The sequence below is a fragment of the Streptomyces sp. RG80 genome (assembly GCF_040446465.1).
Classification (GTDB): domain Bacteria; phylum Actinomycetota; class Actinomycetes; order Streptomycetales; family Streptomycetaceae; genus Streptomyces.
The window spans coordinates 359,162-378,155 of the sequence record NZ_JBEAAJ010000004.1 but is presented as its reverse complement, the minus strand read 5'-3'; the positions used below and the strand labels follow the sequence as shown (position 1 = coordinate 378,155).

At 69.2% G+C, this 18,994-nt stretch carries 17 protein-coding genes; 10 read left to right on the top strand and 7 right to left on the bottom strand.

The window, feature by feature from the left end; all coding sequences use genetic code 11:
• Positions 1 to 45: 45 nt before the first annotated feature.
• The gene (locus ABKA17_RS15795) at positions 46 to 1,626 is read right to left on the bottom strand and encodes a right-handed parallel beta-helix repeat-containing protein (RefSeq protein WP_353692669.1); all 1,581 of its coding nucleotides are present in this window, start codon (positions 1,624 to 1,626) and stop codon (positions 46 to 48) included.
• A 277-nt stretch (positions 1,627 to 1,903) separates the two neighbouring features.
• On the opposite strand from ABKA17_RS15795, the gene ABKA17_RS15790 reads away from it, so the two are divergent.
• The 8 genes from ABKA17_RS15790 to fxsT all read left to right on the top strand — a co-directional run bounded on the left by ABKA17_RS15790 (position 1,904) and on the right by fxsT (position 10,869).
• The gene (locus ABKA17_RS15790; protein ID WP_353692668.1) at positions 1,904 to 3,514 is read left to right on the top strand and encodes an alpha/beta hydrolase; all 1,611 of its coding nucleotides are present in this window, start codon (positions 1,904 to 1,906) and stop codon (positions 3,512 to 3,514) included.
• A gap of 80 nt (positions 3,515 to 3,594) precedes the next feature.
• Positions 3,595 to 4,296: an ankyrin repeat domain-containing protein gene (locus ABKA17_RS15785; RefSeq protein WP_353692667.1), complete on the top strand. Its 702-nt coding sequence runs from the start codon at positions 3,595 to 3,597 to the stop codon at positions 4,294 to 4,296.
• A gap of 184 nt (positions 4,297 to 4,480) precedes the next feature.
• A complete protein-coding gene (locus ABKA17_RS15780; protein ID WP_353692666.1) occupies positions 4,481 to 4,783 on the top strand; it encodes a DUF6355 family natural product biosynthesis protein in 303 nt (100 codons plus the stop codon).
• Positions 4,784 to 5,106: 323 nt separating this feature from the next.
• Positions 5,107 to 5,445, top strand: coding sequence for an antibiotic biosynthesis monooxygenase family protein (locus ABKA17_RS15775; RefSeq protein WP_353692665.1), 339 nt, complete (start codon positions 5,107 to 5,109; stop codon positions 5,443 to 5,445).
• A 188-nt stretch (positions 5,446 to 5,633) separates the two neighbouring features.
• The gene (locus tag ABKA17_RS15770) at positions 5,634 to 6,419 is read left to right on the top strand and encodes a Scr1 family TA system antitoxin-like transcriptional regulator (RefSeq protein WP_353692664.1); all 786 of its coding nucleotides are present in this window, start codon (positions 5,634 to 5,636) and stop codon (positions 6,417 to 6,419) included.
• Positions 6,416 to 6,592, top strand: coding sequence for a DUF397 domain-containing protein (locus ABKA17_RS15765; protein ID WP_353692663.1), 177 nt, complete (start codon positions 6,416 to 6,418; stop codon positions 6,590 to 6,592). Before ABKA17_RS15770 ends, ABKA17_RS15765 begins: the two co-directional genes overlap by 4 nt.
• A gap of 6 nt (positions 6,593 to 6,598) precedes the next feature.
• Positions 6,599 to 7,183, top strand: coding sequence for a toll/interleukin-1 receptor domain-containing protein (locus ABKA17_RS15760; RefSeq protein WP_353692662.1), 585 nt, complete (start codon positions 6,599 to 6,601; stop codon positions 7,181 to 7,183).
• A complete protein-coding gene (gene fxsT / locus ABKA17_RS15755) occupies positions 7,183 to 10,869 on the top strand; it encodes an FxSxx-COOH system tetratricopeptide repeat protein (protein ID WP_353692661.1) in 3,687 nt (1,228 codons plus the stop codon). The genes ABKA17_RS15760 and fxsT overlap by 1 nt, the downstream gene beginning before the upstream one ends.
• A gap of 4 nt (positions 10,870 to 10,873) precedes the next feature.
• Here fxsT and ABKA17_RS15750 read toward each other — a convergent pair whose 3' ends face one another.
• From ABKA17_RS15750 to ABKA17_RS15740, 3 genes are all read right to left on the bottom strand, one after another.
• Positions 10,874 to 11,506, bottom strand: a complete 633-nt coding sequence (locus tag ABKA17_RS15750) for a Uma2 family endonuclease (protein WP_353692660.1) — start codon at positions 11,504 to 11,506, stop codon at positions 10,874 to 10,876.
• A gap of 158 nt (positions 11,507 to 11,664) precedes the next feature.
• Positions 11,665 to 12,810: a sugar ABC transporter substrate-binding protein gene (locus tag ABKA17_RS15745; protein WP_353692659.1), complete on the bottom strand. Its 1,146-nt coding sequence runs from the start codon at positions 12,808 to 12,810 to the stop codon at positions 11,665 to 11,667.
• Between the two features lie 140 nt (positions 12,811 to 12,950).
• Positions 12,951 to 13,319 carry a DUF4333 domain-containing protein gene (locus tag ABKA17_RS15740; protein ID WP_353692658.1) on the bottom strand — a complete coding sequence of 123 codons (369 nt, stop codon included), beginning with the start codon at positions 13,317 to 13,319 and terminating at the stop codon, positions 12,951 to 12,953.
• A 146-nt stretch (positions 13,320 to 13,465) separates the two neighbouring features.
• Here ABKA17_RS15740 and ABKA17_RS15735 point away from each other — a divergent pair, with 146 nt between their 5' ends.
• Positions 13,466 to 14,617 (top strand): sensor histidine kinase, encoded by a 1,152-nt coding sequence (locus ABKA17_RS15735; protein WP_353692657.1) that lies wholly within the window; start codon positions 13,466 to 13,468, stop codon positions 14,615 to 14,617.
• Positions 14,618 to 14,668: 51 nt separating this feature from the next.
• Here ABKA17_RS15735 and ABKA17_RS15730 read toward each other — a convergent pair whose 3' ends face one another.
• Together ABKA17_RS15730 and ABKA17_RS15725 are read right to left on the bottom strand one after the other, a co-directional pair.
• Complete coding sequence (locus tag ABKA17_RS15730) at positions 14,669 to 15,406, bottom strand: glycosyltransferase family 2 protein (protein WP_353692656.1); 738 nt, start codon at positions 15,404 to 15,406, stop codon at positions 14,669 to 14,671.
• Between the two features lie 116 nt (positions 15,407 to 15,522).
• Positions 15,523 to 17,232 (bottom strand): lysyl oxidase family protein, encoded by a 1,710-nt coding sequence (locus ABKA17_RS15725; RefSeq protein WP_353692655.1) that lies wholly within the window; start codon positions 17,230 to 17,232, stop codon positions 15,523 to 15,525.
• A gap of 265 nt (positions 17,233 to 17,497) precedes the next feature.
• On the opposite strand from ABKA17_RS15725, the gene ABKA17_RS15720 reads away from it, so the two are divergent.
• Positions 17,498 to 17,896 (top strand): luciferase domain-containing protein, encoded by a 399-nt coding sequence (locus tag ABKA17_RS15720; protein WP_353692654.1) that lies wholly within the window; start codon positions 17,498 to 17,500, stop codon positions 17,894 to 17,896.
• 21 nt (positions 17,897 to 17,917) lie between these two features.
• Here the strand turns inward: ABKA17_RS15720 and ABKA17_RS15715 are convergent, their stop codons facing one another.
• Positions 17,918 to 18,964, bottom strand: a complete 1,047-nt coding sequence (locus ABKA17_RS15715; RefSeq protein ID WP_353692653.1) for an NAD-dependent epimerase/dehydratase family protein — start codon at positions 18,962 to 18,964, stop codon at positions 17,918 to 17,920.
• Positions 18,965 to 18,994 lie beyond the last annotated feature (30 nt).

Here is an 18,994-nt window from a genome sequence, read left to right as displayed (position 1 = left end):
GGATCGGGGACCCGGGCCTTCGGATTTGGGCAGGTAGGTGCGGCTCTACAGGGTGACCTTGGCGCCGCCGATCGTCACGACCAGCGTGCCGTCCGAGGCGAAGGACCAGCCCAGGGCGCCCGAGTAGGCGGAGCAGCGGGAGCCGTTGGTGCCGGACCAGAACTGGTTGGAGCTGTCGGCGTCGCCGACGTAGCGGTCGGAGGAACCGCTGTTGCAGGAGGTGTTGTTGCGGAACACCGAGGTGCCGCCGTCGAAGTTGAAGTTGCGCTGGGTGTTGGCGACGCTCAGGTTGTTGGAGATCGTCATCGTGCCCGGGTTGCTGTTGAAGGTGAACCCGTGCTTGCCGTTCTCGAAGGCGATGCTGCGCTTCACGACGTGGTTGACCGCGATGTCGTCGCCGCCGAGCTTGTAGCCGTTGCGGTCGCCGTTGCCGGCCGTGGTGCCGTCGCTGAGGGTGCCGTTGTCGTAGGCGAGGGAGTCCTCGATGGTCACCGGGCCGATGGCACCGGTGTCGGTCTTGGTGTAGAGGTCCCAGCCGTCGTCGATGTTGTTGTGGGAGACGGCGTACCGGAAGACGTTGCCGGACCCGGTCGTCAGCTTGGCGGCGAAGCCGTCGGCGTCCTCGCCGTCGGAGTCGGCGTTGTCGTGCGACTCGGCGCTCACGATGAGGTTGTTGGCCGGCCACTGGGCGGCCGGCGTGGTGGAGGCGATCCGTCCGAGCTGGAGGCCGGTGTCGCGGTTGAAGCGGGTGATCGTGCGCTCGAGGATGTTGTTGCTGCCGCCGACGTAGATGCCGTTGTCACCGGCGCGTTCGACGGTGAGGCCGCTGACGTGCCAGTAGTTGCCCATCACCTGGAGTCCGCGGTTGGACGAACTCTCGGTCTGCGCCGAGAAGTTGAGCACCGGCTTCTCGCCCGGGTAGGCGGACAGCTTGGTGCGGGCGCTCGCGGTGCCGTTGTTGCCGGCCGGGATGGTGATCGTCGTGGACTGGTTGTACGTGCCGCCGCGCAGATAGATCGTGCCGCCCGCGGCGACCTTGCCGATCGCGGAGGTGAGGGTGGTGGGGGCGTCGATCGTGCCGGCCGCGCTGTCGGTGCCGGTGGGCGAGACGTAGACGGCGCCGCTCGTGGGGGGTGTGGTGCCGCCGTCGGTGGTGGTGGCCTCGAGGTAGTCGACGTTGGGCAGGCCGTTGGCCGTGGTCGGATTGAGACGGATGGTGTTACTGCCCGAATTGACCGGCACGCTCAGGGTCTTGGTGGTCCACCCCGTCCAGGTGCCGGTGCCCTCGAAGGAGGCCGCGCTGACCGTCGTGCCGTTCACGATGATGTTCGCTGTTCGGGCGGTTGTCGTGCCGTTGGCGAAACGGACGGCCACGGTGGCCGTGCCCGCCGCGGGTGCGGTCACCGTGAACTGGGCATAGGCGCCGGTGGCGTTGTCGGCGTTGCAGAAGCCGCTGCCGGAGTAGCCGGACCACTCGGTCTCGATGGCGCCGGTGCAGACGGCCGGCGCGGTCTCCGCCTCGTAACGGCTGGTGGCGGCCTGTGCGTTGGGGCCGGCCAGGGCGACGAGCGTGCCGCCGAGGAGGGTGGCGCAGGCGATGACGGGTCTCAGGTGTGTCAGGTGCATCGTGGATCTCCATCTCCAGGACGGTGCGGGTCGTGCCAGAGGTGCGGAGCAGATGTACAAGGTGACGGAAAGCGCTTTCCCTCCGGGAAGTTAGGGCTGCTGACCTGAACGCGTCAATAGTTGGTCACCTGATTTTTGTTCACATGTAAGAACTCCTGGTCTGGCTCTCAATGGCTCTCAATGGCTCTCATGGCAAGAACTCCTGGCTCGCGTGCAACCCTCAACCCCCTTTTCCGAGTGGGTTCTTGGTGTCACCTCAGCTACAGGGGGAACCCACGTGATCAGAACCACCTTGAGAGCCGTCGCGGCGGCGGCGCTCGCGCTCGTCACAGCCGGGGCCGGCGCCGGCGTCGTCCAGGCGGCACCCGCCTCGGCCGCACCGCCGGTCCCGACCCTCGACTGGGCCGCCTGCAACGGCGGCTTCGAGTGCGCGAACGCCGCCGTGCCGCTGGACTACCGCGACCCGGACGGCGCCACCATCACCCTCGCCGTCATCCGCAAGAAGGCCACCGACCAGGCCGCCCGCAAGGGCACCCTCTTCCTCCAGCCCGGCGGCCCGGGCAACTCCGGCGTGGACTTCGTCCGCAACAACTACGCCGACCTGCCCGCCGCGATGCGCGACTCCTTCGACGTGTTCGGCTACGACGTCCGCGGCGTCGGCCGCAGCTCCCCGCTCCAGTGCTGGGACGACCCCACGTACACCGCCGCCGTCACCGCGGCCAAGGGCGCCCCCGCTCCCGGCCCGGCCACCTACGACGCCGCCGTCCGCCAGGCCGCGGACTTCGACCAGGCCTGCGAGACCAACTCGGGCGCCCTGCTGCCGTACGTGGGCACGGAGTACGTCGCCCGCGACATCGACCTGCTGCGCCAGGCGCTGGGCGAGGAGCAACTCACCTACTACGGCCGGTCGTTCGGCAGCTACATAGGCACGGTCTACGCGTCCCTGTTCCCGGAGCGGGTGCGGGCCCTCGCCCTCGACGGGGCGTACGACCCCGAGCGCTACGCGAACCAGCCGTACACCTACGACCGGGTCCAGTACCAGGCCCTGGACGGCGCGATGAGCCGCTTCCTCGACTGGTGCGCCGCCGACCAGGCCACCTGCGGATTCGGCGACGGCGACCCGCGCGCGGCCTTCGAGAAGCTGAAGGCCGACCTCGACGCGAACCCGGTCACGACCGCGAGCGGCGGCAAGGCCAACGGCTACACCCTGGTCTACCGCCTGATGTTCAACATCAACGAGGGCAAGGTCATCTGGCCCGCCTTCGGCGAGGCCCTGCGCAAGGCGCAGCAGCGCGACAACACGTCCTTCCTGCTGCGGCCGCCGTCCCCCGCCAGCTTCGACTTCCTCGGCCCGAACGTGGTCGTCGAGTGCGTCGACAAGGACTACCCGGGCGGCAAGGCCCGCCTCAGGCACGAGGTGACCACCAACGCCCGGATCGCGCCCCTGCTCGGTCCCGCCATGGCCTACGGCCCGCCGACCTATGACCACCAGCACGCCACCGCCTGCACCCAGTGGCCCGGCGAGCAGGTCAGCCGCTACGACGGTCCCTTCCACGCGGACGGCTCCGCCCCGATCCTCGTCCTCGGCACCACCGGCGACCCGGACACCCCCTACCGTGACGCGGTGGCGCTGTCCCGGGAGCTCGACAACGGACGGCTGCTCACGTTCGAGGCCGAGGGCCACACGGCGTTCGGACGCAGCGCGTGCGCGAGCGACGCGGTGACGTCGTACCTGGTCGACCTGAAGGTCCCCAAGCGCGGCACGACCTGCGCGGACGAGACCCAGCCGCCGTCCTCCACCCCGAAGGTGGCGCCGCCCGGAACGACCCTGAACGAGCTGCGCAACGGCGTGAACGAGCGCGTGGAGCGCATCGGTTCCGTGGCGTGACCCCCTGAGGCGCCGACCCGCCGCCCGGGTCGGCGCCTCTGTCACGCAGGGGTGGCAGGCCCTCCCCGGGCGCCGAGTCCATGATCCGTAGACTCGACGGCATGGCCGTGGAGAGCAGCGCGCACTGGGACGGCGTCGTACGCCGGTCCTCGATCAAGGACAAGTGGGCGGCCGAGCGGGACCGGATGTCCGACGCCGCCCACGCCGGGAACTGGGAGACCGTCCTCGAGGTCCTCGACCAGAACCCGGAATGGGTCAACTCCGGCCGCCTGGAGGGCAACAGCGGCTACGGCCCCCTGCACCAGGCCGCCTGGCACGGCACCGACGTGGAGACGGTCGGCCGGCTCCTCGCCCGCGGCGCCTGGCGCACCCTGCGCGCCACGGACGGCACCCGCCCGGTGGACATCGCCGTACGACGCGGCCACCAGCACCTCACCGCCCTGCTCTCCCCGGCCTACCGCCATCCCCTGCCGCAGGACGTGCTGGACCGGCTCCGCGAGCACCTCCACCGCCTCATCCGTCACCGCTCGGGCGGCGGCGGTCCGGGCCGCGAGGATCTCGCCACCAGCCACGCCCTGCGCCTGCCCGACCCGGCCGTCCTCACCGAACTCGACATCCCCCGTCTCTGGTTCCCGGTCCCGGGCATGTACGGCGGTTTCCACATCAAGCTCCAGGGCGAGGAACTCAGCGTGGACAGCTGGGTCCGGGTGGTGGGCGGCTCGGAGCGGACGGACCTGGTGACGGTGAACGGGGTGCGGCTCCAGGAGGGGCGTGCGCTGTGACCGCCCGGCGCGCGTGACCTGCGACTCCTTCATGATCACTCGACCTGGTGGACCGGGTCGACCAGTCGAGTGAGCGGACGTGACCTCCCGGGATCGGGGGCGCGAGTCTTCTCGTGCGCACCGCTCGGCCCTCGCGGTCCTCGTTCCGGTGCGCGATCCCTTTCCCTCACCAAGGAGTCGTCCCATGCGCATGCGCCGTTCCCTTCCCGCCCTGGTCGGAGCCATGACCCTGGCCATCGCCGCCTCCATGGCCGCCACCGCCTCCGCCGCCCCCGCTCCCGAGGCGCCCTTGCTCAGGGAGCCCTGCGGCTTCTACGAGACCTCCAGCAACGCCTACTACAACCACTGCACGAGCGACGGTTCGCGCATCCAGATCGAGATCGACGACTGGGGTCCCAACACGATCCAGTGCGTGGGCCCGGGCGTGACGTGGATCGGGACGGCGTCGGACGTCAGTGGCGCCTGGTACACGGGGCGCACCTGCTGACCCGTTCGCCGAGTGCCTTCTGACCGTCCTCCGGCTGCCCTCTGACCGTCCTCCACAATGGGCGTATGAGCATCGTGAAGATCATGAAGGTGTCAAGGCACGCTCATGAAAGCCCGCCTGTGTACCACGGAGGCAGGTACACAGGCGGGTGGCCGACGCGCTGAGTCGACTCTAGTGATCAGCGCTTCGCACTTGGTCCGCTGCGCCTCGGGCGAGGAAGCAGAGTCGTCCTCACGACGCTTTGACTGACGGATGTAGGAGACTGCGCGCACATGGTCCAGGTTAGGGGCCCAGTCGGGGCTTCTCTTTGACAGAGGTGTCATGTGCCTAGTGTGGTAAAGATCAACGTACTCACCGTCCCCGAGGAGCAGCGCGAGATCCTCGAGCAGCGGTTCGCCTCGCGGGCCGGTGCGGTGGAGGGCTCGGACGGGTTCGAGTGGTTCGAGCTGCTGCGGCCCGTGGAGGGCACCGACACCTACCTGGTGTACACGCGGTGGCGTTCCGAGGAGGACTTCGAGAAGTGGCGGGCCGGGATGGGCGCCTCGCACGGCAGCGGTGGCCAGAGCGGTCCGGGCGGCGGCGAGCAGCCCAAGCCCGCGGCCACCGGGGCGACGCTGTGGTCGTTCGAGGTGGTCCAGTCGGCGGGCCCCAAGGAAGGCTGATCGACGGCATCCGGTCGCTCACCTGACAAACGTCACGCTCCGTGGCCATCATGGAACCCTGCGCGCACCCGTACAACTACTTTGTACGGGTGCGCGAGGTTGAACGTACTGGCGCGGCGGGGGAGTTCAACGTCATGCGAACGACGACGGGCCCACGGTCACGGGGATCACACCGGAACGCCTCCGCGATGAAGATGGTGGGCGCGCTGCTCGCCGTGTTCCGCACGGCCGCCGGACACACACAGCGCTCACTGGGGGACGTCTCCACCCTCGGCGAGCAGACCATCGCCTCCATCGAGCAGGGCAGACGCCGGCTCATGCCGGACGTGGCCCGCGAGTTCGACGAACTCCTCGACACCAAGGGGGCGTTGGGGGAGGCGGTCCGGCACATGCCGGAGGTGGATCTCGTACCGCTGTGGGCGGAGGAGTTCCTGGAGCGGGAGCGGGAGGCGATCGCGATCTCGTCGTATCAGAACCAGGTGCTCCCCGGTCTGCTACAGACGGACGCGTACGCCGAGGCGGTGTTCCGCAGCCGGGTGCCGGTCTACGACGAGGACGAGATCGCGCGTCTGGTGGCGGGCCGGGTCGAGCGTCAGACGATCCTGCACCGGCAGAAGGCGCCGATCACCAGCTTCGTGGTCTGGGAGCCGGTGGTGCATGCGCCGTTGGGCGGACAGGCCGTCCGGACCGAGCAGTTGCGGCATCTGCGCGCGTGCTCCGAACTCCCGGGGCTCATGCTCCAGATCCTGCCGCTGGAGCGCACCGCGCATGCCGGCCTCGACGGCCCCTTCGTCCTTCTGGAGACCCCCGAACACCAGCGTCTCGTCTACACGGAGACGCAGCGCGGGAGTCAACTCATCGCAGATCAGGACGAGGTGGCGATCCTGAACCAGAAATATGCCATGCTGCGGTCACAGGCCCTCACCCCCGAGGACACGAGGGATCTGATGGACCGTCTGCTAGGAGAGCAATGAGCGGCACCGCACTTCAGTGGTTCAAGTCGAGCTACAGCGGCAGTGAAGGCGGCGACTGTGTGGAGGTCGCGACTCAGCCCTCGGCCGTTCTCGTGCGTGACTCCAAGAACCCCTCCGGTCCCCGGCTCACCGTCGCTCCGGACGCCTGGGCCGCTTTCGTCGCCCAGAGGTAGCGCGGGGTGGATTACGAGTACGACGTCTTCATCAGTTACAGCCACAGAGGGCCCGTGAAGGGCTGGGTGAAGAACCACTTTCAGGAAGAGCTCACTCAGTCCCTGTGGAACGTTCTGCCCGCTGATCCCCGTGTCTTCGTCGACTACGAGATACCCGTGGGAGCCCAGTGGCCGGACCGGCTCGAGGAAGCGCTCCTGAAGACCAGGTGCCTGGTGGCGATATGGTCGCCGCCCTACTTCCGTTCCGACTGGTGCATGGCGGAGTGGAAAAGCATGCTGAAGCGCCAGGCCGCCCTGAGAGAGATTAACGGCCAGTCGCCGACGCTCATCTACCCGATCAGGTTCGCGGACGGCGACCACTTTCCGCAGGAGGCCAAGGACACTCAGCAGTGCCGGGACCTGAGTAAGTACGGCTACGATCGCGAGCAGTTCCGGGACACGCCTCTCTACATCGAATTCCAGACGGAAATGCGATCCGTGGGCGAGGAAATCGCGAAACTCCTCGACTCCACCCCGGAGTGGCAAGCGGACTGGCCGGTCGACCGTCCTCGCGCCATGGAAGAAGCCCGCAGCCGTCTGCCGAGGTTGTGATGAACAGACTCGACGGCAAGGTCGTGACGTTCTACTCCTACAAGGGCGGTGTGGGCCGAAGCTTTCTGCTCTCCAACACCGCCGCGCTGCTCGCCCAGTGGGGATACAAGGTCCTCTGCATCGACTGGGATCTGGAGGCCCCCGGCCTCCACTACTACTTCCGCCCCTATATGGCGAGCCCGCAGACCGGCCTGGTGGAGATGGTGCTGGGCGCTCGTGACGGGCGGCCGGTGGATCCGTTGGGGCACATCACGCCGGTCACCTTCGCGGACGGTTCGCGCCTCGATCTCATCGCCGCGGGCGGGGTCGGAGGCGACTACATCCCCAACGTGCAGGGCATCGACTGGGACGCGCTGTACGAGAACCAGGACTTCGGCAACGTACTGGAGCACTGGCGACAGCGCTGGATCGATTCGTACGACGTCGTCTTCGTGGACAGCAGGACCGGGATCTCGGACTCCGGGGGTATCTGCACGGCCCAGTTGCCGCACATCCTGGCGTACGCCTTCACCGCGAACCAGCAGAACGTGGACGGTGTGCTGGAGGTGGTGACAAGGGCGGCCAAGGCGCGCAACGGGCTGCCCTACGACCGCGCCCGGCTGCTGACGCTGCCGTTGCTGTGCCGGTTCGACATGAGCGAGGAGTACGAGCGGGCGGCGGAGTGGAAGGGGAAACTCCATCCGGCGCTCAAGCCCAGTTACGACGCGTGGGTTCCGGAGGGGGCGGCGGCCGAGCGGGTGCTGGATCACTGCACCGTGCCGTACTCGGCGTACTGGTCGTTCGGCGAGGAACTCGCGGTTCTGAAGGAGGACTTCAGGAACCCTCAGCTCATCAGTTACAGCCTCGCCTCGATCGCCGCGCTGATCGCACGGAATCTGGAGGACGTCCAGCTCTTCACCGAGAGCCGGGACTCGTTCGTGGATGCCGCGATCAGAACGGGCCGGCGTGGTGGTCAGTACCAGTACGACTTCTTCATCTGCGGTGCGTCGAGCGAGGACGAGGATGCCAGACAGCTGACCATGCTGCTGGCGGCCGCGGGCTTCTCCAGTTACTCGACCGGCGTGAGCCAGCCGGCGGTCGACGCACGGGACGACTTGCGGACGATCATCGACACCTGCCGGCACTTCGTCCTGCTGGCCCGGAACACGCTGTCCTCATGGCAGCAGCGCGAGCTGAACCACTTCCTGCGGCAGACACTGGAAGAGCAGACGGATCGCATCCTCTTTCCCATCGTCTCGTCCGGGAACGTCCAGCGCGGTCTTCCGTCCATCGTCCAGTCGATCCAGGCCTACAACCTCTCCAGCGGCAGCCTGCCGGGCGCCGTGAGTGCGATCCTGGCCAGGGTCCAGGGCGACAGCCCTCCGATCACGGCGGCCCCGCCGGACGAACGCCTCTTCATCTCCTACGCCCACGCCGATCGGGCATGGGCGGAGTGGGTGGCCTGGCAGTTGAAGGATGCGGGGTACCAGGTCGAGTTGGACGTGTGGGACTGGAGAGCCGGGGACGACTTCGTCCAACGCCTTGACCGGGCCCTGGAGCGAGGGCGGCTCGTGGCCCTGTTCTCACAGACGTACTTCGAGCACGGCCGGTCGACGGCGGCCGAGTGGCCCGAGGCGCTGCGGCGGGAGCGGCTTGTTCCGGTGCGCATCGACGACACGGACGTACCGGCGCTGCTGAGCAGTGTGATGACACCGAATCTGTCCGGGCTGGCCGAGGAGGAGGCGCGGGTCCGGCTTCTCCAAGCGGTGGCCGGTCCGCTCGGCGCGCCCAGCAGCTCACCCGACTTCCCCGGCACTCCCCGCTCCGACAGGTCGGGGGCCACAGGTCCGCGCCTCCCGGGGAGCCTTCCGGAGGTATGGAACATCCCCCCGCGCCGCGCCAACTTCACCGGCCGGGACGACCTGTTGGCCGAAGTGCGCACCAGACTGACGGAGGCGCCGTCGGCGGCGGTGCTCGCGTTGAGCGGACGGGCCGGAGTGGGCAAGACCCAGTTGGCCATCGAGTACGCCAACCGGTTCAGCGGTGAGTACGAGGTGGCGTGGTGGGTGGACGCGAGGTCTCCCGGGAAGATTCCGGAACAGTTGGCCTCGCTCGCACTCGCGATGGGTCGTAGCGCGTCGAACCCTGAAATGCTGTTGCATCAACTCAACAGAGAGCTGCGAACTCGGTCCCGCTGGCTGCTCGTCTTCGACAACGCCGAGGAGCCGGCCGCCCTCGCCAAGTACCTCCCGACCGGCGACGGCCATGTGCTGATCACCTCTCGCAACCCGCTCTGGCACCAGGTCGCCACGCCGGTCGAGGTCGACGGGCTGGACCGCGCGGAATCGACGGCCCTGCTGCGCTCCCGCAGCCGGAACCTCAGTGAGCGGGACGCGGACCGGCTGGCCGAAGGGCTGGACGATCTGCCGCTCGCGCTGGTGCAGGCCACCGAGTCCCTGTACGTCTTCACACCGGACCAGTACCTGCGACAGCTGGAACGCAACACCGAAGCGGCGGTCAGTGACGGCACGCCCTTCGACTATCCGCGCTCCCTGTCCACGCAGTTGCACCAGGACATGAACCGCCTGATGAGCCAGGACCCGGCGGCGGCGGCCCTGTTGGAAGCCTGCGCCTTGCTGGCACCGGAGCCCTTCCCCTTGCACGCCTGCGACCCGGACAAGGCCGACGGGGGGCAGGACGACAGCGGTGCGGCCCTGGTGCGGGAGCTGTCCCACCCTCGTAGCTTCCGGCGGATCCTGACGGCGGTGGAGCGGCTCGGGCTGGCCCGGGTCGCGGGCGGCAGCATCCAGGTGCACCGGCTGACGCAGGCGGTCCTGCGCGACACGCTCTCCCCCGAGGGACGGGTACGGGCGGCCGGTGATGCCAGCACCCTGCTGACCACGGCCTACCCCGGCCCGGCAGCCGACCCGTTGACCTGGCCGCGCTGGCCCGACCTGCTCCCCCACCTCCTCGCCATCGGCCCCGCCGACCTCAGGACACCACTCGCCCGGTACGCGGCCTGCGATGCCTGCTGGTACCTGATGGACCGCGGGGACGCTCGTATCGCAGGGGCCCGCCTCCGGGACCTGTACGAGATGTGGTCACAGCAGTTGGGCCCCGAGGCCGAGGAGACCATGTGGGCGGCCGAGTACCTGATCCGCGCCTATGCGGAGGCGGGAGAACAGGGCCGCGCTCGCGAACTGGTACCCATTGTCCTGGAGCTGCGACGACGGCGGCTGGGCGAGGACGACCCCGCCACCCTGCGCACCGCGGCCAACCTCGGCGTCCTGTTGGCCGACTTGGGCGAAGCAGCGGAAGCTCTGAGGCTGGCCACGGAAACCCTGGACCGGCAACGCCGCGTACTGGGCGAGGACCACCCCGACACCCTGGTCACCGCCGGCAACCTCGCCATCCGGCTGGACAGCGACGTGGAAGCCTCGGCACTGGCCGAGGACACCCTGGACCGGCAACGCCGCGTACTGGGCGAGGACCACCCCGACACCCTGCGCACGGCCGGCAACCTCGCCGCCCTGCTGGAATCCCAAGGACGGACAGACGAGTCCCGCAGGCTTGCCGAGGACACCGTCGACCGGCAACGCCGCGTACTGGGCGAGAACCACCCCGACACCCGCCACACCCGCGACAACCTCGCCGACCTCGGCCCCGTCACCCAGAGCACCCAACAACCGAGCCCACCCCCGACCTGACCCGTCAGCCCTCCACGAAGGGCGCCGTCTCCAACGTCGGGTACGGCGCCGGAAGAGTGAGGGGCCGGCCGAGGCTCACCTTGGTGTCGGTGTCGTAGTACGCCTCGGTGGGATCGTCGCCGGGGAGGACCGGGTTCGTGTAGCAGTGGGCCGTCTTGGAGTGGCGGTCGATGAGGACGTAGACGGGAACACCGGCGGCGGCGTAGGCACGGAGCTTCGGGCCGGTGTCGGTCTCGTGGTTCGTGGAGGTGACTTCGCCGACCAGCTCGATCATGTCGATGGGGTACCAGCCCTTGTGGGCTTTTCGGTACGACTCGTCGAGTTCCGTCGGCATACGGCGGCGGACATAGAAGTCGGGGATGAGCAGGGCAGCAGTCCCATTGTCCTTGTACACAGCGCGGTAGCCGTTGCCCATGCCGGCCAGCTCCAGACCTGCGTTGTAGAACTGGACCGCTAGTTTGAAGGCGCCGTCGTTGTGGTTGTCGTTCGGCGTCGGCGGCACAATGGCCATCCCCTCGATGTACTCCGGTCGAATCGGCGTCTTGGACGCCTTTTCGAGCGCGATCAACAAATCGATGGGGTCCTGCTGCTTCGGCTGCTCCATGACCGACTGCTCCCAGATGGGTTCGGCGCTCATCCCAGGTTCTCCTCGTCGCACTGATGCCAGGCTAAGCCCGCGGCGGGTGCCCCGGCAGAACGATGGGGCACCCGGTACGCCACCAGCGCCGGGATCCCTCGGTCGATCACCCGAACGAGTGCGCTGAACCGTTCCGCCGACTCCAGAGCACCCCGGCCCTACTTCAACCCCACCGCCGCACAGTCCGCCGCGTACTCCGCCGTACAGATCTCCTTGACCGTGTAGACGCCGTCGCGGATCACCGTGTCCTGGATGTTGTCCTTTGTGAGGGCCACCACCGGGACCAGCATCGATGGGATGTCCTGTTCCGTGGGGCTGTCGACCGTGTCGGGGGTCAGGGCGTCGAATTCGATGGAGCGGTCCTTGACCTTGGCCACGGCCATTTCGGCGGCGTTGTTGGCCTCTTCGAGGAAGGACTTGTAGACGGTCATGTACTGCTCGCCGGAGAGGATCCGCTGGACCGCCGCGAGGTCGGCGTCCTGGCCGGTGACGGGTGGGATGGTCGTGGCACCGGCCTTCTTGAGGGCGTCGATGACGGCGCCGGCCATGCCGTCGTTGGCCGAGTAGACCGCGTCGATGTTGTTCAGGCCGATCGCCTGGATCGCCTTGCGCATGTTCGCGGCGGCGATCTCGGGCTTCCACTCCTCCGTGTCGTACGACTTGGCGATGACCACATGGTGCTGGAGCACGCCGAGCGCGCCGGTCTTGAAGCGGGCCGTGTTGGGGTCCTCGGGTGAACCGTTCATCATGACGATCTTGTCGGTCTCGGCCTTGTCGCCGAGCGCCTCGAGGATGGAGCGGCCCTGCACCTCGCCGACGAGTTCGTTGTCGTGGGATATGTACGCGTCGATCGGGCCCTGGGCCAGCCGGTCGTACGCGATGACGGGGATGCCCGCGTCCTTCGCCTTCTGCACCTCGGGCGCGATGGCCTTGGCGTCGACGGCGTTCACCAGGACGACGTCCACCTTGGCCGCGATCATCTGGTCGAACTGTTGGCTCTGCCGCTTCGCGCTCGCCAGGGCGTTGGCGTAGCGGACCGTGCCCTTGTCGTGGGTGAGGTCGGCGATCCGTGACTTGATGAGGGGGTAGTCGAACTTCTCGAAGCGCCTCGTGTCCTTGTCGGGCAGGAGCAGGCCCACCGTGATGTCGTCGCCCTTCTTCGGGCTCGCTGAGCTGTCGCTGCCGCTGACGGCGTCGACGACACCGCAGGCGGTGAGCAGAAGGGCGGAGCCGGCCGCGGTGAGGGCGAGGGCGGTACGACGTGCGGGACGTGCGGCGGCTCTGCGGGGGGTACGAACGTTCACTTACGTGCCTTCCGAGCAGTGGAGCGGCGGAGCGTTCCGAGCGTCTCGCGTGAAAACCGCTCACAGCAGACCGGTACCGAATCTCCCCGAGGCACCTCGCCTTGTTTCACATTTGACGACCCGAGGGTCGAGTCCGCGGGTCAGCGTGAGAACTTCCAGGTGATGTTCGTGTCCGTCGCCTTCACCACCGTCACCGGGATGTCGAGGGTCGTGCCGTCGGTGCGGCGGCCGGTGCAGGTGAGGGTGGCGCCCTTGATCGCCTTCAGGCCCTCGGGGCAGGAGACCTGGACCTTCTCGCCGACCCACGGGAGCGGGTGGTAGAGGCTCTGGGTGCGGCCGGCGACGATGTTCGGGGCCAGCGCCCTGTGGCCGTCGACCGTGACCACGGTGTCCACGTCGAGGCGGGTCGTGGACTCGGTGCCGGAGAGCAGGTGGGTGGCGGTACCGCCGATGATCAGCACCGCGGCGGCACCGCCGACGACCCCGACGAGGAACCTGGCGTCCGGCATGGCGTACGTACTCCTCCTCCTGTCCGCGGGCCCCACAGCCGCAGCCCTTGCACCCTCACCCCTTACAGCTTCGCTCCTTCCGCCGGTCTCGGCCTCGGCCGTTCGGCCGATCCCGCGACCGGACCGGCGCGCATACCGTGATCCCCATGAAGTCCGCTTCCGTCCGGGGCTGCGCCCGGGGTGCCGTCGTGGGCGCGCTGCTCGCGTTGTGCCTGGTCGACGTGGCGGCCGCGATCGACACGGGCTACGGCGGCTGGCGGCCGCTGACCGTGCTCACGGTCGGTCTGGTCGCGCTGCTGTGGCCGGTCGCGCGGCGTCCCGCGTGGCTCACCCCGCAGCTGCGCACCGCCGTACCCGCCCTGCTCTCGCTCCTCTACTCGGCGACGGCGCTCCTGCTCAACCGGGTCGCCCCCTTCGGGCCGGGCGAGGTCGCCATCCTGTTGTGTCTGCTGTTCGTCGCGGTACGGCACTGTCCGCCGCGCTGGGCCGTGGTGTGCGGGCTGCTGGACCTGGCCGGGGTGCTCACCCAGCCGGTCCGCTACTTCCAGCACCTGACGACGGGCGAGGCGCCGGGGTACGTCCTGACCGGTGTGGTCCTGGCCGGGCTGGTCGCCTCCCTCGCGGCGTATCTGCGTTCGCTGGACTACCGCCGTACCGTCGCCGTCGCCGACACGCGCCGCGAGGAGCGCCTCGCCATCGCGGCCGACCTGCACGACTTCGTGGCCCACCATGTCACCGGGATCCTGGTCCAGACGCAGATGGCCCGCATGATGGCCACCACCCAGCCGCAGGATCTCGACCCCGTCCTCGCCGGTATCGAGGGCGCCGCGACCGAGGCGCTGGCGTCGATGCGCCGTACGGTCGGGGTGCTGCGGGACGCGGACGAGGCGGACCGGCGGCCGGTGGGCGACCTCGCCGGGGTGGCGGAGCTGGTGGCCCGCTTCGCGACGCCGGTCCAGAAGGCCATCCTGCGCTCCGACGTCCCCGACGACCTGCCGCACGAGGTGCAGGCGGCGGCCTTCCGGGTCGTACAGGAGGCCCTGACGAACGTACGCCGGCACGCGGCCGACGCCACCGAGGTGACCGTACGCCTCACCCTCGACGCCGGCCGCCTCTCCGTCTCCGTCGCCGACGACGGCCGCGGCGGCACCCAACTCCCCGACGCTGCCCACGGCGGCGGCTTCGGCCTCATCGGCCTCAAGGAACGGGTCACGGCCCTGGGCGGCGAACTGACAGCGGGCCCACGGGCGGGCCACGGCTGGGAGATCGGGGCGGTGTTCCCATTGCCGGCCCGGTGAACGAGCCCATCGCGAGGGCGCGGGTGGCGTCGGGTGCGCGGCCGGGGCACGCTAGCCCGTCCAGACCGCCTGGCCGAGCAGGATCTGGGCTCGCTGGCGTATGAGGGCGACCTGTTCTCCGGCCCCGGCGAAGAGCGAGGGTTGCGCAGAGGTCTGGTCAGCGTGTTTGCGGTACCGCAGGGTCGGGGCGTCCACGAGCACGCCTTCCGAGGTGGCCGAGGCCGCCATGAGCAGGCCGGTGTCCTCCATGCCGTACAGGGCGGACCAGCCACCGAGGGCGAGCAGCAGGGAGCGGCGCCACATGGCACCGGCCGGGTGGACCGGGAGGGTGCCGCGCCAGGCGTCGAGGAGGGCGCCTCGGGCGATGGGTCCCGGGGACAACGGCAGTGCGTGGCCGCGGAGTTGTCCGTCGGGGAGCAGGTCGCGGGCGTGACCGACGGCGAATCCGGCGCGGGGGTGTTCGGCGAGGGCGGTGACCAGCACGGACAGGGTGCCGGGTTCGAGTTCGTCGTCGGCGTCGACGTTCTGGATCAGAGGCGCGTCGGCGCGGGCGAGGGCGAGGTTGCGGGTGACGGCGGGGCCCTCGGAGGTGCCGTTGACGGCTACCCGGACGCGCGGGTCCGTGGCTGCCCCGCAGGCTTCGAGGGCATCGCGTACGGCCTTGTCGGGGCCGTCGATCTGGACGAGCCAGGTCCATTCACGGTGGCTCTGGGCGTCCAGTGAGGACCACACCGACGCCAGGAAGCGGGCGTACGGCGCGTGAACGGCCGTCACCACGTTCACCAGCATGATCGGATGATATGCCCCCGCCTTCGCGACCGGGCCCTGTACGTCGCGCCCGCCGGGGCCTCTCCCTCCGCGGCCACCGGCCAGCGGCGGCGAAGGGAGAGGTGATCCGGTGTTGGTTACGGGGCGTTGATCAGGTCGTGCGGGGGGACCTTGACTGTGCGCTTGCCCGGTTCGCCGCTGAGGATGACCTTGCGGAGGGCCACGTTGTTGTTGAGGTTGGTCTCCTGGAGGCGCTTCTCCGGGTTGGCGATGACCTGGATGTAGTAGGTGCCGTTCGGGAGGTCGGTGATGTCGAAGGACTGGCCCGGGCGGTACTGGGTGTAGGTGTCGCCGGAGCCGACGTCCAGGACCTCACGGACGGAGATCGAGTTCTGCTGGCCGCAGGCGGTCGACAGGTCGGTGTTGTACGGGTGGAAGTTGGCGTTCTTCACCGTGTAGTCGATCGCGTCGGTGTTGGCGAGGCAGAACGCCTCCTTGCCGCTCTTGACGATCTCGTGCTGGTCCGCGGCGAGCAGCCGGTAGCTGGCGAAGTCGGTGAAGTGCCAGTGCTCGTGGCCGACGCGCGGGTCCCACTCCATGGTGCCGGTGGGGGCGTAGCCGACCTGCTTGCCCTTGGCGTCGTAGAAGTACTGGTACGCGTCCATCAGGTCGGCGCCCGGCTTGCGGAAGCCGTCGACGACGAGGGGCGCGGGACCGGCGTTCCAGACGTTCGCGCTGAAGGCGAGGTAGTCCTTGCCGGCCACGTCCCCGTCCTCGCCGTCGGTGATGGCGATGTCCCAGGCGGGCAGCGAACGCAGGTCGGGCTTGGGCACGCCCGCCGGAGCGCCGGCCCGGCCGGTGGGCCGCTTGCTCGCCGGCTTCAGCGCGGGCGCGATCCGGGAGCCGTCGGTGTGGCCGCGGCCGTCGCCCAGGTGATGGGCCAGACCGCGGTCCTCCAGCGCGTGGGACAGGGCACCCGGCGTGGGCTCGTCGGCGCCGCGCGGGCCGTAGTGGTGGGCCGCGTCGTGCGCCATGTCGGACGACATCCCGTGCGACATGTCGTGTCCGGCGTGCGAGCCGCGCTGGGCCGTCATGCCGACGCCACCGCCGCCACCGCCGCCACCGTCGGTGATCTGGCGGACGGTCACCTTGATGGTCCGCTGGTCGTTCGGGATGCCGAAGAGGTCCCGGTACTTCTTGGCGACCGACACCTTGGCCGTGTACTCACCCGCCGCCAGGTCGACCGGCTTGTCGTAGTCGACGGTGCTGGAGTTGGCCGCCCAGCCCTTCTCCACGCCCCACACCGAGCCGAGCGTGAACGGGTTGGTGGGGCAGCTCTCCGGATAGTGCGAGGTCGCGGGCGCGTCCGGGCGCAGGCGGCCGGAGGCGTTGTTCGGGCAGAAGTTGCCCTTGGTCTTCGACACCTCCTGACCCGCAGCGTTCTTGATGGACACCTCCAGGAACCCGGGGAGCCCGGAGAAGTCCTTCACCAGCCCGGCGGGCAGCGTCTTGGTGGTGGTGCGGGTCCCGTCGCGCAGGATCTGCTTGGCGACCACGGGGTCCTTGTACGACTTGCGCGTCACCTTGAACTCCAAGGGCGCGTTGTCGACGGTCAGGTACGTGCCGAGGTCGAGGTAGACCCCGTTCTCCCCCTCGTACCGGTCGAGCGTCACGGCGTTCGACGCGGCGATCAGCTTGAGCTGCGGCTTGCCGGGCGTGGCGGCCGCCGGTGCCGCGCCCGCCCCGGGTGCCGCACCGGCTCCGGTGACGACGACGGTGAGCGCGGCTCCGGCGGCGAGCGTGGAGCGCCTCAACCGCGTTCTGTTGCGAAGTTTCTGACTGGTCATCGGTTCCTCGTCTGCGAGTGCCCTGGTCAGGGGCATCGGACTGGACTACCCACGGGCCCGTCGAGGAGCGGACGCACCCCCACGCGCCCCGCATGTCCCCCGGACATGCCTGTGAGCAACCTGTGAGACCTGTAAAGAGGGTGTCCAGGTTGCCTGTTGAGAGGGAAAACAACCGAACGAGCGGCGCACGCCCGCGCACCTCACGCCCCGGTTACTTTTCCCTCAACCCCTGGTTGCGCCGGGGTGAGCAGGCGACGATGGGGGCATGACTCTCGCCGAGCGCGCCTTCGAGCGCCTCCACGCCTGGCCCGACCTCAGCGCGGGACGCCCCAGTTGTGGCACCGGGCCGGCCCTGCGCTCCGTCCACGGCGAGATCGTGCACTTCCACAGCGACCGCGATGTGGATCTGCATCTGACCGGACGCGCGATCGAGCGGTTCGCGAGCGATCTCCAGGGGTCCACCGCGATCCATCTCGTCCCGGGCTCCCGCTGGGTCACCGTCCACCTGGACTGCGACACGGACGTGGACCTGCTGCTGAGCCTCGTGAGCATGGCGCTCAAGGCCCATCAGGGGCAGCAGACGCAGCAGGGACAGCAGGGCGAGAGGACCGCCCCTTGCAACTTCCGGCGGGTGACCGTGGTGCCGCGCGACATCCCCGCGTAGGGCCTCGCCCCACGGGCGGGGTCATCCCGCCGGTGCGCGCCACGCCCGGTAGTGGTCCAGGACGGTCTCCTCGACCGGGCGGTAGGTGAGCCCGAGTTCGCGGACGCTGCGGCTGTTGTCGACCTCGAAGCGGATGCCGAGGTGCTTGCGGATGTAGTCCTGGGTCAGCCCGAAGGCGGGGCCCAGCACCCGAACCGGCCAGTGCGGCAGGCGGGTTCGGGGCAGGCGGAGGTTGCGGGGGTACTCGGCGCGCAGGATGCGGGACATGTCGTGGAAGGACGTCATGGCCGGTGCCGCGAGGATGTACCGGCCGTGCGCGTCCGGGTTCTCGGCCGCCGCGATGTGCGCGTCGGCGACGTCCCGCACGTCGACCGTGGTGAAGCTGAAGTCCGGGGCGCCGTAGAAGAAGTAGCCCTTGAAGAGCTCCTCCAGGAGGAAGAGGCTGCCCGAGTCGGAGGCGGGGGTGAGGGACGGGCCGAGGATCAGCCCGGGGTTGACCGCGACCATGCTCCAGCGGTCCTGCGCCTTCGCCGCCTCCCAGGCCGCCTGCTCGGCGGCCGTCTTGGCGTAGTGGTACGGGTTGTTCTCCACCGTGCTGGTGGTGTTGACGTACTCCTCGGAGAGGACGCCGTTTTTCATCTCCCGTACGTCGATGTAGTCGCCGAAGATCGCGCCGACGGTGGAGGTGAGGACCAGCCGGCGGACGGCCGGGGTGCGGTCGACGGCCCCGAGGACGTTGCGCGTCCCGTGCAGGGCCGGTTCCACGACATCGCGCCGGCCGTCCTTGATCTTATCCGGTACGAGGAACGGGGAGGCGACATGGAAGACGGTGCCGCAGCCGTCGGCGGCCTTGTCGAAGGAGCCCTCGGTGAGCAGGTCGGCCTCGCACAGCCGCAGCCGGTCGGGGAACCGGTCCTGCATCGCCCGTAGGGGCTTGGTCTTCGCCGCGTTCGCCGTGCTGCGGACCGTGGTGTGGACCAGGTGGCCGCGCTCCAGCAGCCGCTTCACCAGATGGCTGCCCACGAAGCCGCTGCCGCCGGTCACCAGGACCGGAACCGTCTTGTCCACGCCGCCCACCCGCGCTCCTCGAACAGAACA